Origin of the sequence: Pseudomonas chlororaphis (genome assembly GCF_001921865.1) — a bacterium.
Classification (GTDB): Bacteria; Pseudomonadota; Gammaproteobacteria; order Pseudomonadales; family Pseudomonadaceae; genus Aquipseudomonas; species Aquipseudomonas chlororaphis_D.
In genome coordinates this window covers 455749-468694 of the sequence record NZ_MSCT01000008.1, presented here as the reverse complement: position 1 = coordinate 468694, position 12946 = coordinate 455749, and the positions used below count along the sequence as shown (strand labels likewise).

The 12946-nt window shown below is 62.3% G+C and carries 11 protein-coding genes; 5 read left to right on the top strand and 6 right to left on the bottom strand.

Translation table 11 applies throughout. From position 1 onward, the window contains the following. Positions 1-214: 214 nt before the first annotated feature. Genes mfd through BTN82_RS09335 form a run of 3 tightly spaced genes read left to right on the top strand, consistent with a single transcriptional unit; the run spans position 215 to position 6941 of the window. Positions 215-3664, top strand: coding sequence for a transcription-repair coupling factor (gene mfd / locus BTN82_RS09345; RefSeq protein ID WP_075118846.1), 3450 nt, complete (start codon positions 215-217; stop codon positions 3662-3664). A 10-nt stretch (positions 3665-3674) separates the two neighbouring features. Further along, the gene (locus BTN82_RS09340) at positions 3675-4238 is read left to right on the top strand and encodes a CsiV family protein (RefSeq protein WP_075118845.1); all 564 of its coding nucleotides are present in this window, start codon (positions 3675-3677) and stop codon (positions 4236-4238) included. A 9-nt stretch (positions 4239-4247) separates the two neighbouring features. Further along, positions 4248-6941 (top strand): DEAD/DEAH box helicase, encoded by a 2694-nt coding sequence (locus BTN82_RS09335; RefSeq protein WP_075118844.1) that lies wholly within the window; start codon positions 4248-4250, stop codon positions 6939-6941. Positions 6942-6967: 26 nt separating this feature from the next. On the opposite strand, the gene nagZ is transcribed toward BTN82_RS09335, so the two are convergent. Both nagZ and BTN82_RS09325 read right to left on the bottom strand, forming a co-directional pair. After that, positions 6968-7966: a beta-N-acetylhexosaminidase gene (gene nagZ, locus BTN82_RS09330; protein WP_186828376.1), complete on the bottom strand. Its 999-nt coding sequence runs from the start codon at positions 7964-7966 to the stop codon at positions 6968-6970. 204 nt (positions 7967-8170) lie between these two features. After that, positions 8171-8878, bottom strand: coding sequence for a TetR/AcrR family transcriptional regulator (locus tag BTN82_RS09325; protein ID WP_075118842.1), 708 nt, complete (start codon positions 8876-8878; stop codon positions 8171-8173). 252 nt (positions 8879-9130) lie between these two features. Here BTN82_RS09325 and lexA point away from each other — a divergent pair, with 252 nt between their 5' ends. Next, positions 9131-9739 (top strand): transcriptional repressor LexA, encoded by a 609-nt coding sequence (gene lexA, locus BTN82_RS09320; RefSeq protein WP_075118841.1) that lies wholly within the window; start codon positions 9131-9133, stop codon positions 9737-9739. Positions 9740-9749: 10 nt separating this feature from the next. Beyond that, positions 9750-10223, top strand: coding sequence for an SOS-induced cell division inhibitor SulA (gene sulA / locus BTN82_RS09315; RefSeq protein ID WP_007921302.1), 474 nt, complete (start codon positions 9750-9752; stop codon positions 10221-10223). A 105-nt stretch (positions 10224-10328) separates the two neighbouring features. Here sulA and BTN82_RS09310 read toward each other — a convergent pair whose 3' ends face one another. The 4 genes from BTN82_RS09310 to BTN82_RS09295 all read right to left on the bottom strand — a co-directional run bounded on the left by BTN82_RS09310 (position 10329) and on the right by BTN82_RS09295 (position 12828). Beyond that, a complete protein-coding gene (locus BTN82_RS09310) occupies positions 10329-10562 on the bottom strand; it encodes a hypothetical protein (protein WP_044465990.1) in 234 nt (77 codons plus the stop codon). A 110-nt stretch (positions 10563-10672) separates the two neighbouring features. Continuing rightward, positions 10673-11227 carry a LemA family protein gene (locus BTN82_RS09305; protein WP_075118840.1) on the bottom strand — a complete coding sequence of 185 codons (555 nt, stop codon included), beginning with the start codon at positions 11225-11227 and terminating at the stop codon, positions 10673-10675. Continuing rightward, entirely contained in the window at positions 11228-12256 is a 1029-nt protein-coding gene (locus BTN82_RS09300; protein ID WP_075118839.1) for a hypothetical protein, read from the bottom strand. Between the two features lie 47 nt (positions 12257-12303). Next, complete coding sequence (locus BTN82_RS09295; RefSeq protein ID WP_075118838.1) at positions 12304-12828, bottom strand: DUF6586 family protein; 525 nt, start codon at positions 12826-12828, stop codon at positions 12304-12306. Positions 12829-12946: the final 118 nt, after the last annotated feature.

Sequence of the window (12946 nt, the reverse complement as noted above, 5' to 3'; positions counted from 1 at the left end):
GAGAACCTACTTTTTGAATGGGAATAGCGCGTTGTCTGTAACCCTCCGTAACACTGCCCTGATCCGGCACTACATTTCCCGCCAGAAAGCCGATTTTTTTATCATAGCCACTACATTTCCCATCGCCGCGTATTAGACACATCAGCAACTGACAGCCGGTGCACGGGGCCGCTACAATTACCGACTTTGTCGCAACGCTGGAGCTCAACCTTCCGTGCCCGTTCTGCGTCTACCGCAACTCCCTGCCGCCGCCGGCAAACAACACTGGGGCAACCTGCCCGGTGCCGCCCTCAGCCTGGCCATTGCCGAGGCTGCCAGCGCCGCCAAGCGCTTCACCCTGCTGCTGACCGCCGACAGCCAAAGCGCCGAACGGCTGGAGCAGGAGCTGGGTTTCTTCGCCCCGGATTTGCCCGTGCTGCATTTCCCGGACTGGGAAACCCTGCCCTACGACCTGTTCTCGCCGCACCAGGACATCATCTCCCAGCGCATTGCCAGCCTGTACCGGTTGCCGGAACTGGAGCACGGCGTGCTGGTGGTACCGATCACCACCGCCCTGCACCGCCTGGCGCCGACCAAGTTCCTGCTGGGCAGCAGCCTGGTGCTGGACATCGGCCAGAAGCTCGATGTCGAACAGACCCGCACGCGCCTGGAAGCCAGCGGCTATCGCTGCGTCGACACGGTCTACGAACATGGCGAGTTCGCCGTGCGCGGTGCCTTGATCGACCTGTTCCCGATGGGCAGCAAGCTGCCGTATCGCATCGACCTGTTCGACGATGAAATCGAGACCCTGCGCACCTTCGACCCGGAAAACCAGCGCTCCATCGACAAGGTCGATTCGGTACGCCTGTTGCCGGCGAAGGAATTCCCGCTGCAGAAAGAAGCCGTCACCCGCTTCAAAGCACGCTTTCGCGAGCGCTTCGACGTCGATTTCCGCCGCTGCCCGATCTTCCAGGACCTGAGCAGCGGAATCACCCCGGCCGGCATCGAGTACTACTTGCCGCTGTTCTTCGAGGAAACCTCGACCCTGTTCGATTACCTGCCCCAGGACACCCAGGTGTTTTCCCTGCCAGGCATCGAGCAGGCGGCCGAGAACTTCTGGAACGACGTGCGCAACCGTTACGAAGAGCGCCGCGTCGATCCGTCCCGGCCTTTATTGCCGCCCGCCGAGTTGTTCCTGCCGGTGGAAGACTGCTTCGCCCGCCTGAAAAACTGGCCGCGGGTGGTCGCCAGCCAGCAGGACATCGAGGCCGGCGGCGGGCGCGAGCGCTTCCCGGCGCAAGCCCTGCCCAACCTGGCCATCGAAGCCAAGGCCAATCAGCCGCTGGCGGCCCTGGCGAACTTCCTCGACGAGTTCTCCGGCCGCGTGCTGTTCACCGCCGAGTCCGCCGGGCGCCGCGAGGTGCTGCTGGAGTTGCTCGAACGCCTGAAGCTGCGTCCGAAGACGGTCGACAGTTGGCCGGACTTCGTTGCCGGCAAGGAGCGACTGGCAATCACCATCGCGCCGCTGGACGAAGGCTTGCGACTGGACGATCCGGCCCTGGCTCTGGTGGCCGAAAGCCCGCTGTTCGGCCAGCGCGTGATGCAGCGCCGGCGCCGGGAGAAACGCGCCGACGCCAACAACGACGCGGTGATCAAGAACCTTACCGAGCTGCGCGAAGGCGCGCCGGTGGTGCATATCGATCACGGCGTGGGCCGCTACCTGGGCCTGGCGACGCTGGAGATCGACAACCAGGCCGCCGAGTTCCTCACCCTCGAATACGCCGAAGGCGCCAAGCTCTATGTGCCGGTGGCCAACCTGCACCTGATCGCCCGCTACACCGGCAGCGACGACGCCCTCGCCCCGCTGCATCGCCTGGGCTCGGAAACCTGGCAGAAAGCCAAGCGCAAGGCCGCCGAACAGGTACGCGATGTCGCCGCCGAGCTGCTGGACATCTACGCCCGCCGCGCCGCCCGCGAAGGTTATGCCTTCGCCGACCCGAAAGCCGACTACGCCACCTTCAGCGCCGGCTTCCCGTTCGAGGAAACCCCCGACCAGCAGACCACCATCGAAGCGGTGCGCGAGGACATGCTCGCGGCCAAGCCGATGGACCGGCTGGTCTGCGGCGACGTCGGTTTCGGCAAGACCGAAGTGGCCATGCGCGCAGCGTTCATCGCCGTGCACGGCGGCAAGCAAGTGGCGATCCTGGTGCCCACCACCCTGCTCGCCCAGCAGCACTACAACAGCTTCCGCGACCGCTTCGCCGACTGGCCGGTGACCGTGGAAGTGATGAGCCGCTTCAAGTCGGCCAAAGAAGTGAATGCCGCGGTGGCCGAGCTGGCCGAAGGCAAGATCGACATCGTCATCGGCACCCACAAGCTGCTGCAGGACGATGTGAAGATCAAGAACCTGGGGCTGGTGATCATCGACGAGGAACACCGTTTCGGCGTGCGCCAGAAAGAACAGCTCAAGGCGCTGCGCAGCGAAGTCGATATCCTGACCCTGACCGCCACGCCGATTCCGCGCACACTGAACATGGCGGTCTCGGGCATGCGCGACCTGTCGATCATCGCCACGCCGCCGGCCCGACGCCTGTCGGTACGCACCTTCGTCATGGAGCAGAACAAGAGCACGGTCAAAGAGGCGCTGCTGCGCGAGCTGCTGCGCGGCGGCCAGGTCTACTACCTGCACAACGACGTGAAGACCATCGAGAAATGCGCCGCGGACCTGGCCGAGCTGGTGCCCGAGGCCCGCATCGGCATCGGCCACGGGCAAATGCGCGAACGCGAACTCGAACAGGTGATGAGCGACTTCTACCACAAGCGCTTCAACGTGCTGATCGCCTCGACCATCATCGAGACCGGCATCGACGTGCCGAGCGCCAACACCATCATCATCGAGCGCGCCGACAAGTTCGGCCTGGCCCAATTGCACCAGTTGCGCGGGCGGGTCGGGCGCAGCCACCACCAGGCCTACGCCTACCTGCTGACACCACCGCGCCAGCAGATCACCCCGGACGCGGAAAAGCGCCTGGAAGCGATCGCCAACACCCAGGACCTCGGGGCCGGCTTCGTGCTCGCCACCAACGACCTGGAGATCCGCGGCGCCGGCGAGCTGCTGGGCGACGGCCAGAGCGGCCAGATCCAGGCAGTGGGTTTCACCCTGTACATGGAAATGCTCGAGCGCGCGGTGAAAGCCATCCGCAAGGGCGAGCAGCCGAACCTCGACCAACCGTTGGGCGGCGGCCCGGAAATCAACCTGCGCCTGCCGGCGCTGATTCCCGAAGACTACCTGCCGGATGTGCATGCGCGGCTGATCCTGTACAAGCGCATCGCCTCGGCCACCGACGAGGACGGCCTGAAAGACCTGCAAGTGGAGATGATCGACCGCTTCGGCCTGCTGCCGGAACCGACCAAGAACCTGGTGCGCCTGACCCTGCTGAAACTGCAGGCCGAGCAACTGGGCATCAAGAAGGTCGACGGCGGCCCGCAGGGCGGCCGCATCGAGTTCGCCGCCGATACTCCGGTGGACCCGCTGGCGCTGATCAAACTCATCCAGGGCCAACCCAATCGCTACAAGTTCGAAGGCGCTACGCTGTTCAAATTCATAGTGCCGATGGAGCGTCCGGAAGAACGCTTCAATACATTGGAGGCGCTGTTCGAGCGCCTCGCCCCGAAAACTGCTTGAAGGACGCCCCATGCGCCTGTTTCGCTCACTGACCTTGCTCCTGACCCTGGTCGCCCCCTCGGCGTTTGCCGACACGTATCAGGTCGAGATGATCCTGATGCGGCAGAATGCAGTGCCTGCCATCGTCGGTCGCCCCGCCCCCGAAGACTGGGCCGCCGGCGCGCAACGCCTGGGCGCCGATAGCCAGCGCAGCCCGGCGCTGGGCAGCGTGGTCGAGAAGCTCACCGCCAGCGGCGACTACAGCGTGCTGATGCACAAGGCCTGGCAGCAACCGCTGGACGATACGCCGGTAAAAGTCGCCGTCAGCGAAGGCCAGGAACAGTTCGGCCAGTTCCCGATCGAGGGCACCCTGACCCTGAAGCTCGGGCGCTTCACCGATGTGGATGCGGCATTCTGGGTCAACCAGATCGACGGCAACGGCCTGGTGACCGCCAGCGAACGCCTGAAACAGGAAAGCCACACCAAGAACGGCCAGCTCAACTACCTCGACAACGGCCACCTGGCCCTGCTGATCAAGATCACCTCGCTGTCGGCCCCCGCGCCACGCCAGGCTCCTCCTGAAATCGCGGACTGATAGAAGTCCATGCCCACGACCCTGACCAAACCCCTGGCACCGTCCTGGGTCAGCCGATTCAAGGAACAAGCCCTGGAGCGTGGCCGCCGCTACGCCCTGGAGAACCGCGTCAGGATCGTCCAGGCCGGCGACAGCACCATCACCGCCAGTTGCGAAGGCTCCGGGGGCAATGTCTATCGCCAGACCATCAGCCTGCGCGAATCGGCCAAGAACACCTTGCTGATGGTCGAGGCCACGTGCACCTGCCCGGTGCGCAGCAACTGCAAGCACATTGCCGCGGTGCTGCTCAAAGTCGAGGAAACCCTGGCCTACCCGGCCGCCGCGAAAGACGCCGAGTTGCTGGAGAAACTCCAGGCCGTGCTGGACAACCGCAGCCCCGCGCCCCTGCCGCAACAGGTCGTGGATAACGTGCAGCCGGTGCCGCGGCTGTGGCTGGCGAGCATCGAGTTCAGTGCCTTCGAACCGCGCAACGGCAAGATGCAGCGCTATATCCAGCACCGTGCCGCGCTGTCCTTCAGCTACCTGGACGAGTACATCGGCGGGCAGAAAAACGCCGACGTGGTGATTCGCCAGGAACAACAGACCTTGCGCATCAAGCGTCAGCCGGAGGTCGAACAACAGTATCGCGAGCAACTGCGGACGCTGGGTTTCAAGATCGCCACCCGTCAGAGCAAGGCTTTGCCGGAAAGCGCCGGCGAACTGTATGAAATGGTCAACGACAGCGCCTGGCTGACCTTCACCCTCAACGAACTGCCCAAGCTGCGCAGCCAGGGTTGGGCACTGCAGATCGACGACGACTTCGGCTTCGACCTGACCACCGTGGACGACTGGTACGCGACAGTGGACGAGGCGCCGGGACGCGACTGGTTCGACCTGGAGCTGGGCATCATCGTCAACGGCGAACGCCTGAGCCTGTTGCCGATCCTGCTCAACCTGATGCGCTCGCACACCGAGATCCTCAACCCCGAACGCCTGGCCAGACGCCGCGACGACGAGCTGATCCTGGTGAACATCCCCGGACGGCCCAATTCGCCCCACGGCCCGCTGCAAGTGGCACTGCCCTATGGCCGACTGAAACCGGTGCTGGCCACCCTGGGCGAGTTCTATCTGCAAGAGCCCGGCGAAATCGCCTTGCGCCTGAGCAGTGCAGACGCGACGCGGCTCAACCCGTTGGAAGACCTGCCGCTGCTCTGGGAAGGCGGTGAACATATCCGCTCGTTCGCCCAACGGCTGCGCGACATCAAGGACTACACAGCCCCCGCGCCGCAAGGCCTGAACGCCACCCTGCGCCCGTATCAACTGGAAGGCCTGAGCTGGATGCAGTCGCTGCGCCAGCTGGAAGTCGGCGGCATCCTGGCCGACGACATGGGCCTGGGCAAAACCCTGCAGACCCTGGCCCACGTGCTCAGCGAAAAGAACGCCGGGCGCCTGGACCGGCCGTGCATGGTGGTGATGCCCACCAGCCTGATCCCCAACTGGCTCGACGAAGCCGCGCACTTCACGCCGCAGCTCAAGGTCCTGGCGCTGTATGGCGCCGGCCGCAAGAAACACTTTGCCCGGCTCACCGAATACGACCTGATCCTGACCACCTACGCCCTGCTGCCCAAGGACGTCGAGCAACTCGCCGCCCTGCCCTTGCATGTGCTGGTGCTCGATGAGGCGCAATACATCAAGAATCCGTCGAGCAAGGCCGCCCAGGCCGCGCGTGAGCTCAATGCCCGGCAGCGCCTGTGCCTGAGCGGTACGCCACTGGAGAATCACCTGGGCGAGCTGTGGTCGTTGTTCCACTTCCTGCTGCCCGGCTGGCTGGGGGATGTGAAGAGCTTCAATCGCGACTACCGCGTGCCGATCGAGAAACACGCCAGCGAAGTGCGCTTGCAACACCTCAACGGGAGGATCAAACCCTTCCTGCTGCGCCGTACCAAGGAACAGGTGGCCACCGAACTGCCGCCCAAGACCGAGATCATCCACTGGGTGGAACTCAATGACGCCCAGCGCGACGTATACGAAACCATGCGCCTGGCCATGGACAAGAAAGTCCGCGACGAGATCACCCGTAAGGGCGTGGCGCGCAGCCAGATCATCATTCTCGAGGCGCTCTTGAAACTGCGCCAGGTGTGTTGCGACCTGCGCCTGGTCAACGAGGACGCGGCGCCCACGCGCGGCAGTTCCTCCGGCAAGCTCGACAGCCTGATGGAAATGCTCGAGGAGTTGTTCGACGAAGGCCGGCGCATCCTGCTGTTTTCGCAGTTCACCTCGATGCTGAGCCTGATCGAAGCGGAGCTCAAACGCCGCCATATCAGCTATGCCCTGTTGACCGGGCAGACCCGCGACCGCCGCACGCCGGTCAAGGACTTCCAGAGCGGCAAGCTGCAGATTTTCCTGATCAGCCTGAAAGCCGGCGGCGTCGGCCTCAACCTGACCGAAGCCGACACCGTGATCCACTACGACCCCTGGTGGAACCCGGCCACGGAAAACCAGGCCACCGACCGCGCCTATCGGATCGGCCAGGAGAAGCCGGTATTCGTCTACAAGCTGATTGCCCGCGGCACAGTGGAAGAGAAGATCCAGCACCTGCAACAGGAGAAGTCCGATCTGGCGGCAGGCGTGCTGGATGGGCGCAAGGCCGGGGACTGGAAGCTGCAGAGCGAAGACATCGAAGCCCTCTTCGCCCCACTGCCGGACAACAAGGGCGGCTGCTGATCGCAGCCGCCGGCAGGCGACAGCGGTCAATCGATGAGTTGGGCGTCCCTGAGCGCGCCGAGCGCCGTCAACCAACGCGGATCCTGACGGTAGTCGGTGCTGGCAAACGCCTGGCCGCGCATCCGCGCAATGCGCGCCGAGGGCGTCACTTTCAGGCGCTGGGCCGCGCTCAAGGCCAGCTCGGCTGCAGCCCGGTCGTTGCACACCAGGCCCATGTCGCAACCGGCAGACAGCGCCGCTTCGATCCGGCTGGCGGCATCACCCACCACATGGGCACCGGCCATCGACAGGTCGTCGCTGAAAATCACTCCATCGAACTGCAACTCGCCGCGCAGAATCTCCTGCAACCAGCGACGGGAGAACCCGGCTGGCTGGGCATCGACCTGCGGGTAGATGACGTGGGCCGGCATCACCGCTGCCAATTGCTTGCTCAAGCGCGCGAAAGGCAGCAGATCCTTGGCGCGGATCTCGTCGAGACTGCGCTCGTCGTTGGGGATCGCCACGTGGGAGTCCGCCTCGGCCCAGCCATGCCCCGGGAAATGCTTGCCGGTAGCCGCCATGCCGGCGCTGTTCATGCCGCGAATAAAAGCGCCCGCCAGCAACGCCGCGCGCTCGGGGTCGCCCTCGAAGGAACGGGTTCCCACCACCGCGCTGCGTTGATGATCCAGATCCAGCACCGGGGCGAAGCTCAGGTCCAGGCCGACGGCCAGCACTTCGGTGGCCATGATCCAGCCGCACTGCTCGGCCAGGTATTCGGCGTTCGGATTGTCGGCGATGGCACGCATGGCCGGCAGCCGTACGAACCCCTGGCGCAGGCGCTGCACTCGCCCGCCTTCCTGGTCCACTGCCAGCAACAGGTCCGGACGAATCGCCCGAATCGACGCACTCAGCTCGCGCACCTGCCGTGGATGCTCGATATTGCGCGCAAAGATGATCAGGCCGCCCACTTCGGGCTGACGCAGGAGCTGGCGATCTTCAGCCGTCAGCCAGGTGCCGGCGACATCCACCATCAAGGAGCCTTGCAGGCCTGTGGTCATAACAATTCCTTAGTAACGAAAGGCGCGCGCAGCATCACGAAGGATGCCCGCATGGCGCAGACGCACGAGCCTATCGCCAGGGGGAAAACCCGGCAAACGAGGATCGGCGAAGGGAATGAAAAAACATCGGAAACGAGAGTCGGCATGGGCGGCTAGCTTAGCGGATGTAAGCTGCCGCGCCCACCCGGAAGGTCAGGCCTTGGCGACCGCCGGAGCCGATTTGCTGCGCGGCTTGAGCTGCGCGGTAGCCATGACGTCGTCGGTGACGCCAGTTTCGGCGCGCATGCCTGCGGCCAGGAACGGCACCATCAGGCGCATCACCTGCTCGATCGAGGTATTGACCCCGAAATCAGTCTCGGCGATCGCCCGCAACGCCTTGATCCCCGACATGCTGAACGCCGCGGCACCCAGCATGAAGTGCACGCGCCAGAACAGTTCGATCGGCGGAATCCGTGGCGCGGCTTCGTTGACCAGCAACATGTAGCGGCGGAACACCTTACCGTACATGTCTTCCAGATAACGCCGCAGGTGGCCCTGGCTCTGGCTGAAGGCCAGCCCGAGCAGACGCATGAAAATGGACAGATCGTTGCCACTGCGAGGCTGAACCACCAAGGCCTGCTCGACGAGGATTTCCAGCAGCTCTTCGAGGCTTGGCTTGCTCTCCGGCTTGGCCGAACGCCGCTCCAGCTCACGATCGAGACTGACGCAGAACGGCCCGAGGAAGCGCGAGAACACCGCCTGGATCAAGGCCTTTTTGGAACCGAAATGATAGTTAACCGCCGCCAGGTTGACCCCGGCCTTGCTGGTGATCAGCCGCAATGAGGTTTCGGCAAAACCTTTTTCCGCGAACAACTGCTCGGCAGCATCGAGAATGCGTTCAACGGTTTCCGACTGGGCCATGGCTACTCCGCCTGACAAACACTTGTTTGAAACATACGTTTCAGCCCTTGTCTTGTCAAGCCTGCCAGTCCGTTTTGCGGACGGCCAGTCAGCTATTTAATCACACCTGCAGCCTCCTGTAGCCGGCCTCGCGACGCCGGGCAAATGCAGCCGCGACCCGACCGTCCGGCAGCCGCCGGAAAAAGGAGGATTGCCAAGTGGCTTTCACTGTATATAATTCCAGTCACTGTATAAAAAGACAGAGCGATCGACATGCTAAAACTGACGCCCCGCCAAGCTGAGATTCTGGCTTTTATCAAACGTTGCCTCGAAGACAACGGCTACCCGCCGACCCGTGCGGAAATCGCCCAGGAACTGGGCTTCAAATCGCCCAACGCCGCTGAGGAACACCTCAAGGCACTGGCCCGCAAAGGCGCGATCGAAATGACCCCGGGCGCCTCCCGCGGCATTCGCATCCCGGGATTCGAAGCCAAGCCCGACGACTCCACCCTGCCCATCATTGGCCGGGTTGCCGCCGGTGCGCCGATCCTCGCCGAGCAGCACATCGAAGAGTCCTGCAACATCAACCCGGCCTTCTTCCATCCGCGCGCGGATTATCTGCTGCGGGTTCACGGCATGAGCATGAAGGACATCGGCATCTTCGATGGCGACTTGCTGGCCGTGCACACCACTCGCGAAGCCCGTAACGGCCAGGTCGTCGTCGCCCGCATCGGCGATGAAGTCACCGTGAAGCGCTTCAAGCGCGAAGGCAGCAAAGTCTGGCTGATCGCCGAAAACCCTGAGTTCGCGCCTATCGAGGTCAACCTGAAAGATCAGGACCTGGTGATCGAAGGCTTGAGTGTCGGCGTCATTCGCCGCTAAAGGAGGCTGTATGCAGTTCCCTCACACACCACAGCATGCACAACTACCACTGTTCGAAGCGTTCATGGCCCAACCTCTGGCGCCCATCCTCAAAGAGGTGGTCGAATCGCCATGGAGCAACGAACCGGAAGCCTTCAGTGAACTGTCGCTACGCGGTGCCGCCGGGAACTGCCTGAGCCTGCTGGCACCCATTCTCAGAGAACTGAGCCAGGACCAGGACGCGCGCTGGCTGACATTGATCGCCCCGCCTGCCAGCCTGACCCAGGCTTGGTTACGGGATGCAGGCCTGAACCGCGAGCGGATTTTGCTGCTGCATCCACGCGGCGCTCAAAGCGCGCAGCAACTGGCCTGCGAAGCACTGCGCCTGGGGCGCAGCCATACCGTTGTCAGCTGGCTCAACCCGTTGAACAGCAGCGCCCGGCAACAGCTCATCAGCGCAGCCCGCACGGGCGACGCACAAAGCTTGAATATTCGTCTGGGCTGATCGGTAGAAACACCGATGGATGACGTTTGAATGACACAAGGCTTCTCCAGGATTGAGAAGCCGAAAGGAATCGACGAACGACAGCAAAAAAACCGACAAACGGGCTCAGTGAAGAACCCGCGGCCCCTCTTCTTTCTCCAATTCGCCTTCAACCAGGCGACCCGCCATCTGTACACCCACACTCAACATGGCCTTGGCCACTTCGACGTGCTGGCCTTGCAAGAAGGCTTTGGCATCCTCTGAAAAGTCCAGAGTGACCAGAGAACCCTCGTCCTCGGCCCTGCGCAGCTCAATACGACCGTCTGGCAATTCGACAATTTCTAGAAAGGACGTTGGCATAAAGATCTGTTCTCCACGAAAGGCCCGGATTATATCAGTCATCGCCTCGACGTCGCGCAGGCCCAAAGCGTTTTCTTTATCTTCCTGCCGTAACGAGCAGGCATTTGTCATCAAAAATTCGGTTTGTAATCGAAACTGGCAGCGGCTTCCTTATCGGAAAACGGTGTAATGGCCTGCTTCTTGTTGATGATCGCGTTGACCATGGAGCTCGGGAACATCTGGATGCAGTTATTGAACTCCTCAACCGTGCGGTTGAAGACCGTAACGGCTGCCGCGATGTTCGCCTGCTGCTCGACTATCTCTTTCATCAGACTGCTGACGATGCCCGCAGCCTTGAGATCCGGATAAGCCTCGAAGGCCATGTTCAGGCCGACCATCAATTCCCTGGTAGCCATCTGCGTCGACTTCAACGCCTCGCCGCTTGCCGCCTCAGGCAGCCTGCCCAAGGCCGACCGCAGGCCCACCACCTTTTCCAGCACATTGCTTTCATAGATCTTGAAACTGGAGGCCTGCTCTTCCAATGCATCCAGCACTTTGATTTTCTGCCGCTCATACACCAGCACGTCGGCCCACGCGCGCTGGGCGCGGTTACCTGCACCGACGATCTTGTTGTAGTAATGCCAGAGGAGCCAGGCCACCAATAGCGTCGTAAGAAGGATGATCATTTACTGCTCCATATCCTGCATTTTCGGTAGGTTGAAATTGTCGTCATGCAACTCGGCAAACTCGTGCATCAATTCCAGCACGGGCCTGAGGCGCGGCATCGTCACCCCCTGCATCAATGCGGCATGAAAGGCCACCGGCTCGGCAAGGCTGGTGGCCGAGGTCGCGATGCCCACGACATCGTCATTGTCGAAACTCACACACAGACGGCCCTGAGCGGAAAACTCGAAGCTGACGTTTTTCAACGCCCGGGCAATCTGTAGCAGCTTGAGTACCGTGATTGGCGTGGCAAAGGTCGCGCAGGCCATTTCCGTCTCGCCTGTCAGAGTGAAAATGGAATTGAACTCCCGAGTCGTGGTCTTGTAGAGATGCTCGCGATCCATCGCCCGATGCTTGTCACCACGAACGGCAACCTCGGCTGTCCAGGGAAAATCAAACACCAGGCTGTACCGGTCGTAACCGACGAACCGGGTTCTGGTTTCCCTGTGTGAGCCTCCCTTACCATCGGAAACCGACACCTCATAGGTTTCCTTATCGACGTAATGCAGATGATGGAAGGCATAGGGCAACGGATGCACCGCGCCGTTATGAACACCCAGCAACGTGCTCTTGAGCTCACGGGCGTAATTGCCCCGACGGTAGTGCGCAAACTCATTCGTCATCACAGCCAGGGTGAAAATCCCTGAAGCCGATGTATCGTCCACGCCAGTGCTCAATAGGGCAGCCTTGCGAATGATCTTCTGCGATAACGCCTGCACCACATCCGGGTGAATGAAGTGCGCTGCGCCGCGCCGTTGCATCAGATAGATCCCGGGAATCAACAGCGGCCAGACCAGTATTCCAACAATGCAGAAAAACCAGGCCAGCTTTTTGGAGTTGGGGTCCGAGCGACTCAGGACCAAGGGCTCGGGAAAATCGCGGACCTGCTCCACGGCCTTGAGCAGATCCCGGGGCGAAGAGGCTGCGTCCACCAGACGATCGACGTGATCGAATAGCGCCGCAAGCCTGTTCGCCTCTTTAGTTGAAGCCATTACTCATCCTTGATGGGGTGCACTCGAAGGTAGCTGCTATCAGCGGCTCAACACTCGTTGAGGCCGTCACGGAAGCGAATCGCCAGTGCCTTGAGGTTCTGGCGCCACTGCTCCAGCTCGTCCCGGCCCAGTTCTGGCTCTTGCTCATCTTCATCGAGATTTACTGCGACGATCAGCGGCTGGGTAACGTCGCCCTTGGGCTTGTGCGGCACTCGCGGAGGCTGAAACAGCGCCGAATGCGCCGCCAACAGCTGCGCCAGCCAGGTCTGCGGGTTCTGAGCCAGCTCCACCAGCTCGGCCAACTCGGGAATGGCAATGCTTTCCAGTATCTCCCGGGTCAACAGCAGTTCCGCACGAGGCGCATTGGCCTGCGGGAGGCGATAGAAACCGGCGATTTCATGACACAGCCCGAGCAGCGCGCCGTACAGATGAAACAGCACCGACTCGCGCCCCGCCTGTACCAGTGCCTGAGCATTCATGGCCCCGCCTGCTTCGGCGCGTGCCAAGGCCTCCAGCGACAGGCCGGCAAAGTAAATTTTCTGGTTGGTACGGGTATAGAGTTCGTGGGCCATGACGGCAGCCTCCACAACGAATAGATAACAGCATGCTGGCCGCACAGTGTCATGGAACACTCCGGCCAACCGCAAGTCCACCAGCCCAAAAGAAAGGCCGCGTCCCCCTGAGGAGTTA